At 73.1% G+C, this 19799-nt stretch carries 17 protein-coding genes and 1 tRNA gene; 7 read left to right on the plus strand and 11 right to left on the minus strand.

Annotation, left to right across the window (positions count from 1 at the left end; all coding sequences use genetic code 11):
* Positions 1-137: 137 nt before the first annotated feature.
* Both ABZ386_RS34270 and ABZ386_RS34275 read right to left on the minus strand, forming a co-directional pair.
* Positions 138-2096, minus strand: a complete 1959-nt coding sequence (locus ABZ386_RS34270; protein WP_351346489.1) for a YfjP family GTPase — start codon at positions 2094-2096, stop codon at positions 138-140.
* A gap of 3 nt (positions 2097-2099) precedes the next feature.
* On the minus strand, positions 2100-3707 hold the full coding sequence (locus ABZ386_RS34275; RefSeq protein ID WP_358967481.1) for a dynamin family protein: 1608 nt from the start codon (positions 3705-3707) through the stop codon (positions 2100-2102).
* A 321-nt stretch (positions 3708-4028) separates the two neighbouring features.
* Between ABZ386_RS34275 and ABZ386_RS34280 the strand changes: the two genes are divergently transcribed.
* The 4 genes from ABZ386_RS34280 (at position 4029) to ABZ386_RS34295 (ending at position 7685) form a co-directional block, all read left to right on the plus strand.
* Positions 4029-4101 (plus strand) — tRNA-Arg (locus tag ABZ386_RS34280).
* An 87-nt stretch (positions 4102-4188) separates the two neighbouring features.
* Positions 4189-4800: a hypothetical protein gene (locus ABZ386_RS34285; RefSeq protein ID WP_351346493.1), complete on the plus strand. Its 612-nt coding sequence runs from the start codon at positions 4189-4191 to the stop codon at positions 4798-4800.
* 61 nt (positions 4801-4861) lie between these two features.
* The gene (locus tag ABZ386_RS34290) at positions 4862-5377 is read left to right on the plus strand and encodes a DinB family protein (protein WP_351346495.1); all 516 of its coding nucleotides are present in this window, start codon (positions 4862-4864) and stop codon (positions 5375-5377) included.
* 136 nt (positions 5378-5513) lie between these two features.
* Positions 5514-7685, plus strand: a complete 2172-nt coding sequence (locus tag ABZ386_RS34295) for a tetratricopeptide repeat protein (protein WP_358967484.1) — start codon at positions 5514-5516, stop codon at positions 7683-7685.
* A gap of 601 nt (positions 7686-8286) precedes the next feature.
* On the opposite strand, the gene ABZ386_RS34300 is transcribed toward ABZ386_RS34295, so the two are convergent.
* A complete protein-coding gene (locus ABZ386_RS34300) occupies positions 8287-9543 on the minus strand; it encodes a hypothetical protein (RefSeq protein ID WP_351346499.1) in 1257 nt (418 codons plus the stop codon).
* A 267-nt stretch (positions 9544-9810) separates the two neighbouring features.
* Between ABZ386_RS34300 and ABZ386_RS34305 the strand changes: the two genes are divergently transcribed.
* Positions 9811-13071, plus strand: a complete 3261-nt coding sequence (locus ABZ386_RS34305; protein WP_351346501.1) for a BTAD domain-containing putative transcriptional regulator — start codon at positions 9811-9813, stop codon at positions 13069-13071.
* Between the two features lie 156 nt (positions 13072-13227).
* Here the strand turns inward: ABZ386_RS34305 and ABZ386_RS34310 are convergent, their stop codons facing one another.
* Positions 13228-13671, minus strand: a complete 444-nt coding sequence (locus ABZ386_RS34310; protein WP_356617780.1) for a hypothetical protein — start codon at positions 13669-13671, stop codon at positions 13228-13230.
* Positions 13672-13792: 121 nt separating this feature from the next.
* Here ABZ386_RS34310 and ABZ386_RS34315 point away from each other — a divergent pair, with 121 nt between their 5' ends.
* Together ABZ386_RS34315 and ABZ386_RS34320 are read left to right on the plus strand one after the other, a co-directional pair.
* Positions 13793-14752, plus strand: a complete 960-nt coding sequence (locus tag ABZ386_RS34315; protein ID WP_358967487.1) for a D-2-hydroxyacid dehydrogenase family protein — start codon at positions 13793-13795, stop codon at positions 14750-14752.
* Positions 14753-14884: 132 nt separating this feature from the next.
* On the plus strand, positions 14885-15166 hold the full coding sequence (locus ABZ386_RS34320; RefSeq protein WP_351346507.1) for a chaplin: 282 nt from the start codon (positions 14885-14887) through the stop codon (positions 15164-15166).
* Between the two features lie 98 nt (positions 15167-15264).
* Here ABZ386_RS34320 and ABZ386_RS34325 read toward each other — a convergent pair whose 3' ends face one another.
* From ABZ386_RS34325 to chpG, 7 genes are all read right to left on the minus strand, one after another.
* Positions 15265-16131: a tyrosinase family protein gene (locus ABZ386_RS34325; protein WP_351346509.1), complete on the minus strand. Its 867-nt coding sequence runs from the start codon at positions 16129-16131 to the stop codon at positions 15265-15267.
* Complete coding sequence (locus ABZ386_RS34330; protein WP_351346511.1) at positions 16115-16594, minus strand: tyrosinase family oxidase copper chaperone; 480 nt, start codon at positions 16592-16594, stop codon at positions 16115-16117. The genes ABZ386_RS34325 and ABZ386_RS34330 overlap by 17 nt, the downstream gene beginning before the upstream one ends.
* Positions 16595-16700: 106 nt before the next feature.
* Entirely contained in the window at positions 16701-17219 is a 519-nt protein-coding gene (locus ABZ386_RS34335; protein WP_356500863.1) for a hypothetical protein, read from the minus strand.
* A gap of 131 nt (positions 17220-17350) precedes the next feature.
* Positions 17351-17956: a vitamin K epoxide reductase family protein gene (locus ABZ386_RS34340; protein ID WP_358967490.1), complete on the minus strand. Its 606-nt coding sequence runs from the start codon at positions 17954-17956 to the stop codon at positions 17351-17353.
* On the minus strand, positions 17953-18237 hold the full coding sequence (locus tag ABZ386_RS34345; protein ID WP_114252661.1) for a hypothetical protein: 285 nt from the start codon (positions 18235-18237) through the stop codon (positions 17953-17955). The genes ABZ386_RS34340 and ABZ386_RS34345 overlap by 4 nt, the downstream gene beginning before the upstream one ends.
* A 218-nt stretch (positions 18238-18455) precedes the next feature.
* Entirely contained in the window at positions 18456-19094 is a 639-nt protein-coding gene (locus ABZ386_RS34350) for a hypothetical protein (protein ID WP_351346518.1), read from the minus strand.
* A gap of 248 nt (positions 19095-19342) precedes the next feature.
* Positions 19343-19582 carry a chaplin ChpG gene (chpG, locus tag ABZ386_RS34355; RefSeq protein WP_062926927.1) on the minus strand — a complete coding sequence of 80 codons (240 nt, stop codon included), beginning with the start codon at positions 19580-19582 and terminating at the stop codon, positions 19343-19345.
* Positions 19583-19799 lie beyond the last annotated feature (217 nt).

Here is a 19799-nt window from a genome sequence, read left to right on the forward strand (position 1 = left end):
GTCTGCCAGACTGCCGCCGCCGGGCCGGGCCCGCTGAGCGCTGTGGACCACCGCCTGCCTGTGGACAACGCCGTCACCGGAACGGGTGACAGCGAGGGGCGCCGGCGGTCCGTCACCACCTTCGGCGCCCCTTGGAGCTACGCCCCCACCACCCTCCCGTACTGCTCCCGCACCTCCCGGTACCGCAGCAGCTCCGCCGCCACCGGATCCAGCACCCGCGCCCTCCCGCACCCGGCCGCCGCCTCCCGCAGCCGGCGTTCCGCCTCCAGTCCGTAGCGCCGGGCCGGGCCCCGGGCCGCCATCCGGCAGCTCCACTCGATGAGCGGGCCGCCGACGATGCCGATCACCATCAGCAGCACCGGCACCCCCAGGTTCGGCGCCATGACGCCGACGATCTGGCCCAGCAGCCACAGCCCGCCCAGGAACTGCAGGATCGTCATGGAAGCCTGTGACAGCACGGCCACCGGCCACCACCCGGGCCGGGGCGGCCGCCCGGCCGGCACGCCCGCGCGCACGGACAGCTCGTCCAGCGCCTCGGGCAGCCCCTGCGAGCCGCGCACGGCCGCCTCGCGCACCGCCTGGGCCCACGGCGCGGGCAGCCCGGCCGAGGCCCGGTCGGCCACCGTCCGCACGGCCTGCTCGACCCGCTGCCGGGCGGTGGCCTCCTCGTCGGCCTGTGTACGCGAGGGCAACCGCCCCGTGGTGGGCTCGCCGCGGTCCTGGTACCAGCGCCACAGCCGCAGCCAGGGCGTGCCGCAGGCGCGGTTGGCGTTGCGCAGCCAGGCGCGTTCGGCCGCCTCGCCCGCCGCCGTGGCGCCCACCGCGTCCGCGAGCCGGTCCGAGAACTCCTCCCGGGCCTGCTCGCTGAGGCCGGTCCGCCGCTGCGTGGCGTAGACGGGCCACAGCCGCGCCGCCGCGATGTCCACGTCGGCCGAGATACGGCGGGCCGGTGCCCCGCGCTCCGCGACGAACTGGCCGAGCGCCTCACGCAGTTCCCCGACGCCGTCCCCGGTGAGCGCGGACAGCGCGAGCACGGTCGTCCCCGGTTCGCCGTACTCCCCGAGGGCGATGCCGTCCTCGTCGAGGAGCCGTCGCAGGTCGTCGAGGACCTGCTCGGCGGCCTCCCCGGGCAGCCGGTCGATCTGGTTGAGGACGACGAACATGACCTCCGCGTGGGCCGCCATGGGCCGCAGATAGCGCTCGTGGAGGACGGCGTCGGCGTACTTCTCCGGGTCGACGACCCAGATGACGGCGTCCACGAGCCCCAGGATGCGGTCGACGTGCTCGCGGTGCTGCACGGCCGCGGAGTCGTGGTCCGGCAGGTCGATCAGGACGAGCCCGCGCAGCTGGGAATCCGCGTCCCCGGTCGGCAGCGGACGGCGGCGCAGCCGGGGCGGGATGCCGAGCCGTTCGATGAGGCTCGCCGCCCCGTCGCTCCAGCTGCACGCGATGGGCGCCGCGGTGGTGGGGCGGCGCACTCCGGTCTCCGAGATGGTCACCCCGGCGAGCGCGTTGAACAGCTGCGACTTGCCGCTGCCGGTGGCGCCCGCGATAGCGACGACGGTGTGCTGCCCGGAGAGCCTGCGGCGCGCGGACGCCTCGTCGAGCACCCGGCCGGCGCCCGCGAGCGTCCGGCTGTCGAGCCGGGTGCGGGAGAGCCCGACGAGTTCGCGCAGCGCCTCCAGCCGGGAGCGCAGCACCCCGTCGTACACCAGCGGGGTCACCGCGGCCGGGGCGGCGGACCGGCTGTCCGAGGCGTGGTACCGCTCTCCCCCGGTGGTCTCGTCGACCCGCCGCGCGATGAGCCCGTCGTCCCAGGCTCCGCCGGAGTCCGTACGACCGTCCCTCCCGCGCGCGTGGGTGCCGTCGTGCTCGGCGCGCTCCTGGGAACGCCCGCGCGCGGAGGTGTCGGGGGAAGCCTCGGCCGCAGAAGCCCCTGCGGAAGCCTGTCCGGAGCCCCCTGCGGAAGCCCGTCCGGAGCCGCGTGCGGATTCCGCCCGGCCCGCGTCGTCCCCCTGGCCCGCGTCGTTCGGCTGGTGCGCGTCGTCCGGCTGGTCGGCGTGCTCGGTGTGGTCCTGGTCAGTGACGGCGGTCACCGGTCACCTCTCCTTCTGCAGTACGGACAGCGCGGCGATGAGTTCGGCCTGGGGCTCCGGGTGGACGTCGAGCGCGTCGAGCGGGGCGAGCCGGCGCTCGCGTTCGGCGTGCAGGACCCGGTCCACGTGCTCGGTGAGCAGCCGTCCGGCCCGGTCGCGCAGCCGCAGCGCCCCGTGTGCGCCGATCCGCTCGGCGAGGCTCTCCCCGGCCATCCGCCCCCGGCGGCCGCCCAGCAGGGAGGTGGCGACGAGAGCGGCGACCAGCTCCGGGTCGGGCGCGAGGGCCCGGTCGAGTTCGCGCACCTCGTCCTCGGCGTACTCCTCGAGCTCGCGCCGCCAGCGCCGTACGGCGAGCCCGATCCGGTGCTCGGCGCTGTCCGGCGTGGAATCGCGCGCGGCGAGCTCCGGTGCGGCCGCCGCCGGTTCGCGCCGCCAGGCGTCGTCGACGCGTTCGTCGGCTGCGGTGACGGCGCACAGCAGCAGGGCGCTGAGGCTCTCCACGAGCGCGTCGAGCAGTTCTCCGGCGGTGCAGTCCAGGGGGAAGGCGCGCCACCGCTTGAGCGCGTCCCCGGCGAGCACGGCCCCGGACTGCAACCGGCCCCGCACGCGCGTGTGCTCGCTGTCGTACGCCCCCTCGACGGCGGCGGTGAGCCGCAGCGCAGCGGCGTACTGCGCGGCGGCGGCGCCGGCCAGCTCGGGCATCCGGGACTTGAGGGAGTCGAGGACGCCGTACGCGGTGCGGGCCAGGACGTGCTGCCGGGCCTCCGGGTCCTGGGCCTGGTGGACGAGCCAGGTGCGCAGCTGGGCCACGGCGGTGGCGGGCAGGAGTCCGCCGCCCCAGGCCGACTCGGGGAGTTCCGGCACGGTGAAGCGCGGCACCTCGCCGAGCCCCGCCTTGGTGAGCAGGGCCCCGTACTGCCGTGACACCTCGTTGACCACCTGGTGGGGCACCCGGTCGAGGACGGTGACGAGGGTGACGTCGTACTCCTTGGCGGTGCGCAGCATGTGCCAGGGGACGGCGTCGGCGTAGCGGGCGGCGGTGGTGACCATGACCCAGATGTCGGCGGCGCAGATGAGTTCGGCGGCCAGGACGCGGTTGTCGGCGACCAGGGAGTCGATGTCGGGCGCGTCGAGCAGGGCGAGGCCGGGCGGCAGCGTCTCGGCGGTCTCGACGCGCAGCACGCGCGCGGGGTTCTCGCCGGGGAGCAGCAGGTCGTCGGTGGCGTCCTGCTGGGGGACCCACACGCGGGTGAGGTCGGGCAGCACCCTCATCCCGCTGAACCAGTGGTGATCCTCCGGGTGGCAGACGAGCACGGGCGTCCGTGTCGTCGGCCGCAGCACGCCCGCCTCGCTGACCCGCCGCCCGACGAGGGAGTTCACGAGCGTCGATTTCCCGGCTCCGGTCGAGCCGCCCACGACGGCCAGAAGCGGCGCTTCGGGCTCCCGCAACCGGGGCACCAAGTAGTCGTCGAGCTGCGCGAGCAGTTCGTCGCGGTTGGCACGCGCGCGTGGGGCCCCCGCCAGGGGCAGCGGGAAGCGTGCGGCGGCGACACGGTCGCGCAGGGCGGAGAGTGCGTCGAGCAGCTGAGGCCGTACGTCCAAGGTCACCACATGCGAAGAATGCCCAATTTTAGGGGAATTCTGAAGCATATGAGCATGTCTGCGCGCCGACAGAACACAAGGGACGGAAGGGACGTCTGGGACACGGGCACACTCCAGGCATAACGAGTGCACAACACCCGATGCGTCAGACGCCAAAAGCGGTGCACGATTCGTACCTGCCTGCGATTATCAGGACCGCTTCACCGAACCTCCACATCGAGCCACGGAGGCGAAGCAACAGGGACAAGGACGCGGGAGCCCTATCCTTGTCCCCGGCAACGTCACGGATCAGCCCACACCAGGGCACCACGACAGAGGCCACCACACCCGGCCCCCGTAGCTCAGTGGATAGAGCAGGCGCCTTCTAAGCGCTTGGCCGCAGGTTCGAGTCCTGCCGGGGGCGCAAGTCTCCGCCCTCCCTTTGGGGAGGGCTTTTTGGTGATCGACCGCACTGCGGCATACCGTCCGCGCGCTCGGTACCGTCACCGTCATGGGACTCGACATCACGGTGCTGATCGCCGACCCTTCCTGGCTGGCGCAGGTGCCGTCGCGGGAGCGGGTGTCGCGGCTGAGGGATGCCTGGTACGCCGATGAGACAGGGCTGTGGGATCACGACGCGCCGATGGACGAGGGCGGGTGGCTCTGGCCGCAGGGACCCAACAGTGCTGTCTTCGCCGAGTACGACTTCCTGCACACTCTCGGCTCGTTCAAAGCGCACTTCTGGGCCGGGCACCGGTGGGAACGCGTCCGCGACCATGTGGACCCCTTGCTGCGGACCGAACTTGATGCATTGCTGAGCGGGCTCATATGGGGTGGGCTGGACGGCGAGGCGCAGTGCTATGACACGGGGTTCTTCGGTGAGGGCGGCTCCTACGGCGTGCTGCTCGCGCTGTCGCGAGAGAGCGTGCGGGAACTGGCCGCGACCTGGGATCGAGTGCTGCCCCACCTCGACGGGATGCGAGGGCCCTTCACCGAGCATGCCGCGGTCCCCGACGGGTGGGTCCGTGACTTCGACGCGTTCGTGGACCTGCTGACGCAGTGGGGGCTCGTGCTGACCGAGGCGGCGAGGCGAGGGTGGTGCGTCGTGGGGCTGGGTGAGTAGTTCGCCCTCCGCAGGGATTAATCGCTCGACCGCCCACCCGCCCTGGGAGAAACTCCCCGTGATGACACGACGAACCGATACGCCTCCCGCCTGGGACGAACGCACGCAGCTGATCACTTTCCTGGACTACGCCCGCGACACGGCGCGAGCGAAGTGCGAGGGCGTGTCCGCGGAGGACGCCCGCAGCGCCCCGCTTCCGAACTCACCGCTGATGACCCTGTGCGGGCTGATCAGCCATCTGCGGTGGGTCGAGCACCACTGGGTCGAAGTGATGTTCCTGGGAGAGGAACCCGCGGGTCCGCTCACGCAGGCGACCGACGACGACCCCGACCCCGAGATGCGCACAGCGGTCGACATCCCGTTGCCCCGGCTTCTCACCGAATACGAGGAGCAGAGCGACCGCTATCGTCGCCTGCTGTCCGAACACGACTTGGAGTCGAAGGCCAAGCGCCCCATCCGCGACGGCCGCCATGTGGACCTTCGCTGGGTGATCCTCCACCTCATCGAGGAGATCTCCAGGCACAACGGCCACCTCGACATCGTGCGCGAGCTCGTCGACGGACGGACCGGCGCCTGAGGCCCTTCGGCCGCCCACCGCCAGCCGCCCACCACTAGCCGCCAGCCGCACCATTTCCCCACCCCATGGATATCGATCGCATGTACGGAAAGGATCTATCCGAGCGGTCGGTACTTACACGCGGTGGGGGGCCCAAGTGCGGAGTCACGAGCTCAGAGTCCAGAACGAACTGAGCGGCACGGTGCACGGCGCGACCATCCAGGCGGGGGCGGTGCACGGCGGTATCCACTTCGGGGCCGAGCCGAGAGCCGTCATCCGGACTCCCTGGCAGCTGCCGCCCGCCGTCCGCGTGATCGACCGATTATCGGAGCTGGAGGCGCTGGAGCAGCACCGCACGCGCGCGATGCGGGAGGAACGCCCCGCGCTGGCCGCCGTGAGCGGACTGGGCGGGATCGGGAAGACCACGCTCGCGCTGCGGTGGCTGCACGCCCTGCGCCCGCAGTTCCCGGACGGCCAGCTGTACGCGGACCTCGGCGCCCAGGACCCCGCCGGCGGCGTCCTCCCGGACGAGGTGCTCGGGCGCTTCCTGCGGGCCCTGGGCGTCTCCGCGCAGGACGTACCCGTCACGCTCGCCGAACGGACGGCGCTGTACCGGTCCTTGACCGCCGAGCGGCGCCTGGTCGTGCTGCTCGACGACGCCGCGACGGCGGCCCAGGTACGGCCGCTGCTGCCGGCGGGCCGGAGTGTCACCGCGGTGACCAGCCGCGGGCGGATGCCGGGGCTGACGGTCGACGGCTGCTACCCCGTCCATCTGGAGCCGCTCGGCCCGGACGCGGCGATGGAACTGCTCGCCGACACCCTGCCCGACGACCGGGTCGCGGCCCAGCCCGATGCCGCTCGTCTCCTGGTCGAGTTGTGCGCCGGGCTGCCGCTGGCCGTCCGGGTCGCCGGCGCCCGGCTCGCGGCCCGGCCGGAACGCCGTATCACCACGATGGTGCGCGCGCTGACCGAGGAGCGTGACCGGCTGGAGGTGCTGGCCATCGACGGCGACCACGATGTGCGGGCCACACTGGACCTGTCGTACCGGACGCTGCCCCCTCGGGCCGCCCGGCTGTACCGGCTGCTCGGGCTGCATCCCGGCCCGGAGTTCGGCAGCGCGGTGGCGGCGGCCGTGCTCACCCCCGAGGGGGAGGCGACGGAACCGGACGCCACGGAACATGAGGCGACGGAACTGCTGGAGAAGCTGCACGACGCCAGCCTGCTCCTCGACCGTGGTGAAGAGCGCCACCGCTTCCACGACCTGGTACGGCTGCACGCCGCCGGGAAGGCGGTGGCGGACGAGTCGCCGCAGGAGCGGGAGCGGGCCGTGCGCCGGATCGCCGACCACTATCTCGCGAGCGCCACGAGAGCCGAGGAGATCATCGACCCCCAGCACCGCACCATGGCCCGGGACTACGGTGCCGGCCCGGTGGTCGTCGCCGACGTCGGGGACGACGCCGAGGCGGCCCTGGACTGGCTCGAACGGGAGCTGCGCAATCTGATGGCCGTGATACGGCAGGCGCGTCCCGCGGGGTTCCCGACCGTCGGCTGGCAGCTGGCCGACGCCCTGTGGCCGCTCTTCCTGCGCCGCAAGTTCTACGACGACTGGCACGCCGCGCATGAGGAAGGGCTGGCGGCCGCCGTGGAGTTGGGGGACGCGGCGGCGGAGTGCCGGATGCTCACCTCCGGCGGCGTGGGACGGCTCGGTTCCGGCGACCACGACCGGGCCCTGGCGATGTTCGAACGCGCGGCGCGGCTCTTCCTGGAGCGCGACGACCGGCTCGGGCACGCCCGCACCCTCAACTACCGGGGCCTCGCCCTGCAGCGGCTCGGGCGTCCCGACGAAGCCGCCGCGCTCTTCCGGCGGGCCGCGGCGGAGCTGCCGTCGCGCGGAGACCGCCGCGCCGGCGCGCTGGCCCGGCTGAACCTCGCCGATGTCGCGCTCACCACGGGCGACGCCGAGGAGGCGGTCCGCCACGCCCGTGCCGCTCACACCTCGCTGCGCGACGCGGGCGACCTCTACAACGCCGCCCGCGCGACCAGGGTCCTGGGCCGCGCCCACCTCGCCGTGGACCGGCTCGACCAGGCCGAGGAGCACCTGTCGTCCGCCCTGTCGACGCTGCGCGGCATGGCCGCGCACTACGAGATGGCCCACGCCGTCGGAGGCCTGGCGGAGGTCTCCGAACGGCGCGGGCACACCGATACCGCCCAGCAGCGGTACCGAGAGGCGCTGGAGCTCTACGCCTCCGCGGGCCGGTCGGGATCACCCGAAGCCGAGACCGCCCGCCACCGACTGCGACGGTTGGACCCCGGCGGGTCGGGGAGCTGAGCCGACACCTCTCTCGACCGGACACGATCGACCGAGATCAAGGCCGTGGCCGTGGCCGAGACGAAGACCGTGGCCGAGACCAAGGCCGTGGCCGAAGCCAAGGCCGGCACCACCCCGCACCGGCTCCAGCCGTTGGACCCCCGCGAGCCCGGGTCCTGAGCCCGCCAGGCGTACGGCATCGACGGTCCGAACAACTCGGCGGGCAGCCCGGCCACCAGCCAGGCATGGGCCAACGAGGCAAGGGTTTCCCACAGTTCCCCGGGATCTCCCGGCCCCGCGGCCTCGAAGGCCAGGGCGGCCGGGCCGCCGGCGCCGAGCCGCATCCAGCAGTGGGAGCCGTCGTGCACCGCCACCACCAGGGCCCCCGGATGGGCCACCGCCGTTTCCGCCGCCCTCGTCGCTCCCGTGCCGGGCTCGAGCAGCACGTCCCCTAGCCGTGACCAGCCTTCGCCCGCCGGAAGCCGGACGCTGACGTGCTCCTCGACGGCCGGAGCACATGAGCCCGGGCGCAGCAGCACCGTGCGGACCCGGTGCACCGGGCCGCGACCGCCTGACACCCTGCCCGGGGTCAGCGCGGTCCGGGACACCACGGCGAGCAGCGTCATGGCGTGGCCACGCTGCCCGGTTCGTCGTAGTGCACCGTGAGCGGGAGCCGGGCCGGTTCCGTCGTCGTCCGTGCGCTGGGGGCCCGCAGGCGCAGCTTGCGGTAGAGCAGCGCGCGCATCTTGCGGGAGAACTGGCCCGGTTCCGAGGAGATACGGGCCGCGACCCGCTCGTAGCGCTGGGCACGCCAGGCCGCCGAGCTGCGCTTGAGCTGGGCGCGCAGGGAACGGTTCTCGCGCAGGCGCGGCGCGAAGGACATCAGCTCGGCCAGCGGCGAGCCCGGGTCCACCTCGGCGTCGGCCCGTCCCGCCATCAGGACGGGCACGCCGGTCATCGCGCCGTACAGCGACACCGAACCGTGGTCGCCCACGATGTAGTCGGCGGCGACGACCGCCCCGGTCCAGTCACCGTACGGGCTGACCAGGGTCAGGCCCGAGCGGGCCAGCCCGGCGAGCCAGGCGCGGACCTGCCAGTCGCCGTGTGCGTTCCACACGTGCGGGTGCAGCAGGGCGACGACGCGGAACTCCTCCCGTGGCAGCTCTCCGACCAGTCGCTCCAGTACCTCCCACCCCTGTCCCAGGAGCGAGTCCGGGCCCCAGGTGGAGCAGACCAGGACCAGCCGCTGCCCGGCCTTCGCGCCCAGGGCGTCCCGGTACAGCGCCCGGGACGGCAGGCTGGCGGCGATGCGGTCGAAGCAGGGGTCGCCCACCACCTCCGCTGCGGGCAGGGCCTCGGGACACTCACGCCCGAGCCTGGTCAGCTCCTCGTGGTGGGCGAGGACGATCACCTCGGGCACCACCGCGCCGTCCCGGACCAGACGCTGCCTGCTCAGTCCGTACACCCCGCGCTGCGCCGCCGGACGGCCGGGGCGCCCGGCGGGGGTGATCTTGTTGTGTCCCGCCCCGTGCGGCAGCACGATCACAGGACTCTGCAGTTCGTGGAGGCTGCCGTGGCTGGCGGCCAGCGCCAGGTCGAAGCCGGTCTGCACGGCCTGGCTCCATGGCATCACCAGGCCGCCCAGCTGTTCCAGGAACTCGGACACGCCGTTGCCGAAGACGTCGGGTGCCTGGGTGAAGATGGTCTGCACCCTGATGTCGCCTTCCAGCAGGCGTATCGCGTCGAGCAGCCGCTGGCCGGATATCACCGTGTGCACCACGACCAGGACGCGCCTGCGGGTCCGTCGGGTGGCCCAGCGCTCGACGTCCAGCCGCACCGGCACGTGACGCCAGTGGGGTTCGGGCACTGTCACACTCATCGTTGTTGTCCCCCGGATTCTCGTGCATGCCTTCACGACCGCGGCCCCGCGCGATCGATGACAGAGGCGTGCCCCGGGGGTTGGATGCTCGGCTTGCAGGAATGTTGCACTCCTGTGGACCCGTGCAGTGCACCGGTTCCGTGCGCCCCGTCGCGCTCCAGTGCGCCCCTGTCTCCCCCGGGGCACCCCGCAGAACAGTGGATCGGGTGCCGCACAAACAGGCGGGCACTGCCGACACGGCAGGAAGAAGCACACCCGGCGGGGGTGATGGTGGAACTTCTTGCTCTGGGACCTCTCGAACTGTGGCAGGGTCCGCAGCAGTACGAGCTGGGATCCGTGAAGGAGCGCTGCCTGCTGGCGGCGTTGGTGCACGCCCGGGGCGAGCCGGTCTCCGTGGACACGCTGATGGACCGGGTGTGGAACGGCGATCCGCCGCCCACCGCCACGGAGACCCTGCACAGTTACCTGTCCCGGCTGCGCAGCCGATTACGCAGGACCGTGGGTGACGACCTGGCCCAGGTGGTCCGCCCGTCACCCCGGCTGTACCAGCTGCGGGCCGACCCGGAGGACATCGACCTGCTGCGCTTCCAGCGGCTGCGGACGGACGCGGCGGCCGCGGCGGCGCGGGGTGACCAGGAGCTGGCGATCGGGCTGCTGCGCACCGCCGAGGCGCTGTGGCGCGGCGAGCCGCTGACCGAGTTCGCGGGCAACGCCTGGGCGCTGTCGGCGCGGGCCCGGCTGACCGAGGAGCACCGCCGGGTCCGCGAGGAACGGATCGCCCTGGAACTGGAGTTGGGCCGGCACGCGGACCTCGTCGGCGAGCTTCAGGAGCTCGCGTCGCAGAACCCCTTCGCGCAGCAGGTGGTCGGCTCGCTGATGCTGGCGCTGTACCGCTCGGGGCGCCACGACGAGGCGCTCGCCGTCTTCCGGCACACCCGCGAGAAGCTGCACGAGAGCCAGGGCATCGAGCCGGGCGCGGAGCTCCAGGAGCTCCACCTCCGCATGCTCGAACAGGACCACACCCTGCTGACCACCCGGCCCGCCCCCGTCGCGGCGCCACCCCGGCCACAGCCACAGCCACAGCCGCAGTCGCAGTCGCAGTCGCAGTCGCGCAACTGCCTGCCCCGGGACACGCGGGACTTCACCGGCCGGGCCGCCGAACTGCGCATCCTGCTCGACGCCTCGGACGCCGACGACGGCGCGGTGAACGCCCTGCCGGTCACGGTCGTCCACGGCATGCCGGGCATCGGCAAGACGGCGCTGGCCGTGCACGCGGGGCACCTCCTGGGCCCGTCGTATCCGGACGGCCGGTTCTACGTGGACCTGCGGGGGTACAGCAGCGAGCGGCCGCTCGACCCGGCGGAGGCGCTGGCCGTCCTGCTGCACTCGGCGGGCTGGTCCGGTGAGCTGCCGGCCACTGAGGCCGAGCGGGCGGCGAGGTGGCGGGAGTGGATGGCGCGGCACCGCGCGCTCGTGGTGCTCGACAACGCCCGGGACGCCGGCCAGGTCGAGCCCCTGCTGCCGGGGAATCCGGCCTGTCGTGCCATCGTGACCACCCGGAGCCGGCTGGCCCGTCTCGAGGGCGCCTCGTCCCTGCGGGTGGAGGCGCTGTCCCGGGCGGAGGCGGCCGCGCTGTTCACCCGGATCGTCGGTGCCTCCCGCGTGTCCGCGGAGCCGGAAGCCCTGGAGCAGGTCGTCGAGGCGTGCGGCGGCCACCCCCTGGCCGTGCAACTGCTGGCGAGCCGGTTGCGCTACCGGGAGGCGTGGGCCGTCCAGGACCTGCTCGACCGGCTGATCCACGCGACCGATCCGCTGACGGAGTTCGACGGCCTGATCACGGCGGTCTTCCAGCTCTCGTACGACGAACTCAGCGGCCCCGCCCAGCGGTTGCTGCGCCGCCTCGCCCTGCACACCGGCTCCGACATCACCCTCCCGGCGGCGGCCGCGCTGGCCGGTCCGGCCTACGGCAGACGGACGGAGCTGCTGGAGCGCTGCGTCGAGGAGCTGCTGGACGCCGGCCTCCTGGAGGAGCCGGTCCGCGGCCGCTACCGGCTGCACGACCTGACCCGGGCCTTCAGCGCGGGGCTCGGCTCGCGCACCGATCCGGAGGAGGTCCGGCACGCGGCGGTCGGCCGTCTCCTCTCCTACCACCTCACCACGGCCCACCGCACCGACCGCCTGGCCCGTCCCCACCGCCGCGCGATGCGGCTGGGCCCGGACCGGGAATCCCCCTACGCACCGGACTTCTCCAGTGTGGACGAGGCGTCCGTGTGGCTCACGGTGGAGCGCGCCAACCTCCTCGCGGCCGCGCGGACGGCCGCGGCGGGGCATCCCGAGTACGCGGCGCTGTTCCCGAGTGTCCTGGCGAGGTCCCTCAAGCTGTGGGGGACGTGGGACGTGGCGGCGGAGCTCTTCGACGCGGCCGTCCCCGTCCTGCGCGCCCAGGGCGACCGCGCCGCCCTCGCCCGCACCCTGACCGACCGCGCGGACCTGCTGGCGCAGCTGAACCACGCCGAGGCCCTGCGCTGCGCGACCGAGGCCCTGTCGCTCTACGAGGACTTGGGCGACACCGGCGGCCGGGCCGACGCGCTCCTCCAGTCGGGCCGCGCCCATCTCGCCGCCGGGCACGGCGGGACGGCCCTGCGCGTCCTCGAACAGTCACTGGCGCTGTACCGGGAGGTCGGCGACCGCTCGGGAGAGGCCGACTGCCTCAATGTGCAGGGGGCCGCGCTGCACTACGCGGGGCAGTACGAGGAGGCCCTCCACCGGGTCCAGCTCATGCAGGGCATCTACGAGGCGCTGCCCGACCCCTACGGCCTGGCCCAGGCGCTCAACAACCGCGGCGAACTCCACTACCTCCAGGGCCGCTACGACGACGCCCGCGACTGCTACGAACGGTCGCTGGCCCTGATGCGGCAGCACGGCGGCCGGCAGGAGCTCGCGATCCTCGACACCAATCTCGGCGCCGTCCACCAGGCGGCCGGGCGGACGGACCGGGCACTGGCCTGCTACCAGCGGGCCCTGGCCGCCCACCGGGCCGGCGGCGACGCCCTGGGCGAGGCCGACGTGCTGATCAGCATGGGGATGGCCCACGCCCGGTCGGGCCGCGGGGGCGAGGCGCTGCGGCACTTCACCCTGGCGGAACAGGTCGCCACCAGCATCGACAACCCGTACGAGAAGCTGCGCGCGCTGATCGGCGCGGCGGACGTGCAACGGGAGTCGGGCCGCCTCGACATCGCGCGCCGGGGGTACGAGCGCGCGCTCGAGGCGGCCGGGAGCACCGACTTCCCGCTGGGCCGCGCCCACGCGCTGGCGGGCCTCGCCCGGACGGCGGCCCTGCACCCGCGCGGCGCCCGGAAGGCCCGCGCGTACGGCGAGCGGGCGGTGGCTCTCTACCGGCGCCTCGGCGCCGTCAGGGATGCGGAGAATCTGCTCCGGGTGCTGGTGTCACCACATCCAGCGGGACACGACCAGCACTCCGTAGGTGACGCTCAGGACATGGACGGATGCGAACAAAAGCCGCGCTGACGTCTTCACTCGTTCCTCGGGGGCTGTTGGTTCGGATGGGAAGTGTGCGGGTGATCATCACCCGTCATCGGCGCATCGAACCGTAGCCGAGACCGGAGGGACACGCGTGCGCGTTTGATAAAGGAACGCCCATGCGGTAAAGGTGAGTTGACGTTTTCAGTCTCGTTCGTGCGAAGCCGTACCGGAGCTGTGGAACGTCAGCCCGGAGAAGCTCTGCCCCTGCACGACCGGCCCGTGCTGCACGCCGCCGCTGATGCTGTTGTGCACCGAGACCGACGGCTCCCCGCCCTCCCGCGGCTCCAGCTCCGCGAGCAGCGACCTGAGTTCCTCGGCGGCCCGGGGGTCGGCTTCCAGCGCACGCCGCAGCCGGGTCCGCCACTCCGCCTCGACACCGGCCGCGGCGTCGTCGTCCCGCGCGTCCCGGGCCGCCGCCAACTCAGCCTGCGCGGACTGCAGTTCCTCCTCCACAGCGCCGTCGTCACCGCGCCGCGCGAAGAACCGCGCCACGCGGTCCCGCGCCGCTGTCCAGCTGTCCGACACCATGAGCCCGACCAGGGTCGTGGCCCCGGACGCGGCCAGTGCCGCAAGCTCAGCCTCCACTGCGCCCCCCTGCGCTGGTGCTTCCTTGCCCGGTGACAGCCACGGTAGGCAGCCCGCGGGGGATTCGGAAGCCCGTCGTAGAGTCGGTGTCCCGAGGCTCGGTCCGTGAGAGGGGAACGACGTGCGGCTGCGCTGTGCTGTGCTGAACGACTTTCAGAAGGTGGCGACCGAGGTCGCCGACTGGTCGGTGGTCGCGGACGACGTGGAGGTCGTCTCGTTCGACCGGCACTTCGACGGCGAGGACGCCCTGGCCGCCGCCCTCGCCGACTTCGACATCGTGGTGACCCTGCGCGAGCGCGTGCCGTTCCCCGGCTCGCTGATCGCCCGGCTGCCCCGGCTGAAACTGCTCGTCGCCTCCGGCATGCGCAACTCGGTCATCGACTACGCGGCCGCCGAGGCGCACGGCGTGACGGTCTGCGGCACGGCCAGCTCCCCCACCCCGCCGGTCGAACTGACCTGGGCGCTGCTGCTCGGCCTCGCCCGCGGCATCGTCGAGGAGAACACCGCCCTGCGCGCCGGCGGCCCCTGGCAGAGCACGGTCGGCGCCGACCTGCACGGCCGTCGTCTCGGGCTCCTCGGTCTGGGGAAGATCGGCAGCCGGGTCGCCCAGGTCGGCCTCGCCTTCGGCATGCGGGTCGGCGCCTGGAGCCAGAACCTCACCCGGGAGCGGGCAGAGGAGGTCGGCGTGGAACTCGCCGATTCCAAGGAGCAGCTGCTCGCCGACAGCGACTTCGTCTCCATCCACCTCGCGCTCAGCGATCGCACCCGCGGCCTGCTCGGGCCCGCGGAACTCGCCCTGCTCAAGCCCACCGCCTACCTGGTCAACACCTCGCGCGCGGAGATCGTCGACCAGGACGCCCTGCTCGACGCCCTGCACGCGGGCCGTATCGCCGGCGCCGGCGTGGACGTCTTCGACATCGAGCCCCTGCCCGCCGGGCACCCGATGCGCACGGCTCCCCGCCTCCTCGCCACCCCGCACCTCGGTTACGTCTCCCGCGCCAATTACGCGACCTACTACGGGCAGGTCGTGGAGGACATCCGCGCCTTCCTCGACGGCGCTCCGGTACGACGGCTCCCCTGACCGGCTCCGCCGACCGCCTCCAGGACGGGTGATCCGGCCATGATCGCCGTGACCCTCGGTGAACGGGCGCGTTGAACGGGGAGTGCGGCGCGCCTCCTGCCGCCGTGCTCACCGAGTCAGAAGGAGAACGTGATGTCTCGCATCGCGAAGGCAGCCGGTGTCGCGCTCGGCACGGGTGCCGTGGTGGTCAGCGGAGCCGGTCTGGCCCTGGCCGACGCGGGCGCCCAGGGCAAGGCCGTCGGGTCGCCGGGCGTCCTGTCGGGCAACGTCCTGCAGGTCCCGGTCCACGTGCCGATCAACCTCTGCGGCAACACGGTCAACATCGTGGGCCTGCTGAACCCGGCGTTCGGCAACGAGTGCGAAAACAAGGACGACCACAAGGGCCACCACGGTGGCTACGGGTACGGCCACTGATCACTGCGCACCCCCGTGCACCCACGGAGAGCCCCGGCACGTCGAGCGCCGGGGCTCTCCGCATGAGCAGGACGACCGGCCGAAGCCGCGCCACCGGCTCACGCGTACCGGTAGATCCGCCCGTGGTCTTCCAGCTGGTCCGGCGTCACGTCCCACGGCGGCAGCTTCTCGTGCCGCGCCACCACCCGCCGGTACTGCGCGCTGTCCGGTCCGGGCGGCTTCGCCGGCAGGTAGCGGTGGTTGCGGTGGCGCCGCTGCCAGCGGGACCACACCAGGTCGATGAAGGCGTGGTGCAGCCAGAAGACCGGGTCGTTGACGGACGCGCCGCCGACCATGACCCCGCCGACCCAGCGGTGCACGCGGTTGTGGTTGTACCAGGAGGCGCTGCCCCGCCCGCTCCCCCACCCCTCCAGCTTGTTGCGGAAGCCCTTGCCCGCCGTCGAGTCCCAGGGCGAGACGTCGTACACCGGGTCCTTCAGGGCCCGTTCCAGCTCGCTCCTGGTGGGCAGCTTGATCGGGTCGCGGGCGCGGCCGAGGTCCCGGGTGAGGAACTCCTCGTCGGTCACGCCCTCCCTGATGGTCCAGTTGCCCTCCGCGTAAGCGAACGGCCCGGTCATCACCTGGCGGTCGGAGCGCCGCCCGTTGCCGCCGAGGAGGTCGGCGGTCCAGGGCACCGATGTGGTCGTGCGGTCGCGGGTCCAGTCCCAGTACGGCACGGACACCGACGCGTCGACCCGGCGCAGCGCCTTCTCCAGCTCCAGCAGGAACTGCCGGTGCCAGGGCAGGAAGGAGGGCGCCATGTGGGCCGTGCGCAGGCCGTCCTCGCCGTCGGCGGTGTAGTACTCGATGTGCGTGCGCACGAACTCGTCGTACTCGCCCCGCCGCTTCACCTCCAGCATCGCCTTGACGAACCGGCGCCTCTCGGTGCGCGTCAGGGTGCTGACGTCCTTACGCGTGTACGCCATGGGCTCCCCCGTCCTGGTGTCCCGGGCCGTGGCCGGGCAGGTCGCGCAGGCGCTGCCCCGGGCCCATTTCGTCGACGGCGGCGCGGGTCGCCGCCAGCGGGGTGGGATAAGAGCGGTAGTGGTCGACCATGCTCAGCCAGCTGCCGTCGGCGCGGCGCATCAGGTGCAACGGCCGCCCGTCCACGGTGACGTGCCAGTCCACGTCACCGACCTCCTGCGCCGGGGAGGGGATCGGCACGCCGCGGATGAGGCGGCCCCGGTAGGTCTCCTCGAACATGCCGTCACCGGCCCGCACGTCCGTGTTCCTGCCGTCGGACTCCTCGGGCCAGGCGGCCACGGCGACGGGGGCCAGCACGGCGCCGGCCGCCGCGGCCGCCAGGCCGCGCAGCACACCCCGCCGGGTGCCCGCGGCGCCCCCGTCCCCCGCCGCTCCCACCGGTACTCCACCGACGCCTACGACCATGTCGTGCTCCTCGTTCCGCTCGGGTTGTCACTGCGGTAACAGCCCGAAGGCCCCCGCGGTCACCACCGCGGGGGCCACACGAGAACACCCGGTACGGCCGGCCGGTCTACAGCCCGGGGCCGAGACCCAGGTCCGCCGTCGGTACCGCCTGCACCACCGGGGCCAGCACGCCCACCTGCGGCAGCTGCGGCTGGGGCAGGCCGAAGCCGTCCGCGTTGGGCGAGCTGAGCGGGGCGTCGACGGAGACGCCGGGCGCGAGCGTACGCAGGTCGGAGGCGGGGGCGTCGACGCCGACGTGGTCGAAGCCGGCGCCGAGGACGTGCGGCAGGGGCGCCCGCAGGTCGGCGCCGGGCAGTCCGCCGTGGACCGGCAGCTGGGGGATCGCCCGCTCGGGGATGAGCCGGCCCTCGACGTAGCGGGGCCCGTCGGGCGAGCCCGGCATCGGCACGGGCAGTTCCCCGGTGGCCTCGGGCAGTTCCACGTTGAGGGCCTTCTCGGCGCCGCCCAGCGGCACGGGGACGGGGACCGTGCCGACCGCGGCGGCGGGGGTCGCGGCGGCGGCGCCGGCCGCGGCCGCCACACACGTGATCACTGCGGCGAGGGTTCCTCGGGTGGTCGACTTCATCTGGGGTACGGTCCCTTTCACGTGTCGGGGGCTCAGCGTGCGTACCGAGTAACGAGCCGGGGAACCGCACCAGCGCACAATTCCCCCGACTGCCGCAGTAATACGACGGACCGCCCGGGACGGGGTGTCCGTCAGCTCGTCCAGAAGTCCCACCAACGCGTCAGGACCAGCATGCCGACGACGCCGAGGTGCAGCACCGGCGGCAGCCAGGTGAACTCGTCGAGGAAGCGGCGCACCGGGCCGGGCGCGGGCAGGAAGGCGTGCCGCACGGCGAACGACGTCACGTACCAGAACAGCGGGATCGTCGCGGCCCACGCCAGGCAGCACCACAGGCACAGCGCGCCGATCCGGTACAGCGACTCGAACTGCAGCCACGACACGAACCCCACACCGAACAGGCATCCGGCGTCGAAGGCCAGCCAGTACCAGCGGGGGAACCGGGCGCCGGCCAGCAGGCTCACGCCGACGCAGACGACGACGCCGTAGGCGACCAGTCCCAGCATCGGGTTGGGGAACCCGAAGGCCTCGGCCTGGTCGCTCTCCATGACGCTGCCGCAGGACAGGACCGGGTTGATGCTGCATCCGGGGGTGAAGTCCGGGTCCTCGAGCAGCTTGAACTTGTCGAGGGTGATGATCCAGGACGCCAGCAGCCCCGCCGCTCCCGTGACGACCAGCAGCAGGGCGAACGCCCGGCCGGCGCCCGCCGTGCTCGCCGCGTCGTGCGCGGGCGGGGTCACTTCGGCAGCGGAAGCCCGCCGAGCAGCCCGCCGTTCTGGTTCAGCTTCGTGGTCGCCTGCTTGACCGTGCTGAGCACGGAGTCCTCGTTCTCGGTGTCGAGCGCGTTCGACTGGTGCTTGAGCGGCATCGGGTCGATGGGCTCCCGGGTGAGCGCGTTGACGGCGCCGTTGAGGCTGGTGGGGGTGACGGCGTCGGTGTCGTAGGCGGCGTGGGCGGGGGCGGCGCCGGCTGCGGCGACGAGGGAACCGGCGACGACGGCGGCAGCCTTCAGGGACTTCATCGTGAATCCTTTCTTCGGCGACGGGTGTCGCCGGCGGGGAATTCTGACGCCGTGCCTAACGAGGTCTGCGCGGAGCGGAAACCCCATGGCCGGAACCTCATATGAGTCGTTCAAACAGAAAGCCGCTGAACGGAAAGCCGCTGAAACAGAAGCCGCTGAAACAGAAAGTCGTGCCGGTCCTGGCGGCCGGCACGACTTCATAAGGGGCGAGGCGGGCCTCAGGGGGCCTTCGGCAGCGAGGGCAGGCCGGCCAGGTCCGGGGCGGGCAGCCTGCTGCCGACCAGCGTGGCGGCGACGGTGTCGACGAGGTTGGACACGACCGAGTCGACGGCCGGGTTCACCTTGGCGGCGTCGCCCGAGGTCACGGCCTTGAGCAGATCGTCGGTCGCCTTCTCCAGGGCGGCCAGCGCCTCGGCCGCGAGTCCGTCCGGCACCTCGGCCCGGTCCTCGACGGGCGCGGGCAGCGTGCTGGCCTGCGGCAGCGGGCTGCTCGGGGCTGTGGCGTCCGGCTGGGCCACCGCCGGCGGGGCCGCCGGAGAGGTCGCGGTCGCCTGGTCGATGGCGTCCTGCACCGAGGTGCCGAGCTTGGCCGCCTGGGAGGGCGCCAGCTGGCCGCCGTCCGCCTTGAGCACGGCGCTCAGAAGGTCGGCGACCGGGGTGAGCACGCCGCCGAGGTCACCCAGGATCTCGACCTGGACGAGCAGTTCGTCCGCCTCGGGGACGGGGGCCCGGGACGCCGCGTGGGCGCGCTCCGGGGCCGATGCGCTGTCGGCGGCCAGGGCCGCGGGCCCGGTGACCCCGAGCAGCAGCGTGGCGCAGAGCGCGGAGGTCGCGATTCGCCGTGCGGGCAGACGCATGGGGGTTCCTTTCGGTGGTGCGTCGGATCTTTGTGCCCACCGTGCGAGCGGCCGGAACGCTCCGCAACCGAGCGAACGCCCCAGGTCAGCACCGCACCCCCGGCCCGGCGGCGTCCCCCCTGGTGAGGCGGCGTGCGCGGCCCCGCCCGCCGGGCCGCCCCGCCGCCCCCGTTCGGCGCAACGCGAACCGGCCGCCCTTCCGTGTGGTCCCACGGGAGAGCGGCCGGCCAGGTGTTCCGGGAACGACGTCAGTCGTTCTCGCACTCGTTGCCGAACGCCGGGTTCAGCAGGCCGATGATGTCGACCGTGTTGCCGCAGACGTTGACCGGGATGTGCAGCGGCACCTGGACGACGTTGCCGGACAGCACGCCCGGGGAGTGGGCGGCGGCGGCCTGCGCGCCGGCGTCGGCGGCGGCGATGCCGGTGCTGCCCGCGACAGCGGCAGCGGCAGCGGAGGTCAGGACCAGGCCCTTCGCGATACGCGACATGGAGAGGTGCTCCTTGGGGGTTGACACAAACATCCGGGCGGATGCCCGGCGTTGTGTCAACGCGTGGCGTGCGCGCGAGTTGTGCCGCCAAAGGAGTGATCCCGGCGCAGGGGCGCTCTTCACGGTTCCGACACACTCGTCCGGTTTCTCCGGAATAGTACGGATGGCGACTACAGTTGCGCACCTCTCAACGCACCCCGACAGCAAGCAGATCGCA

The organism is Streptomyces sp. NPDC006140, assembly GCF_040628815.1.
Classification (GTDB): domain Bacteria; phylum Actinomycetota; class Actinomycetes; order Streptomycetales; family Streptomycetaceae; genus Streptomyces.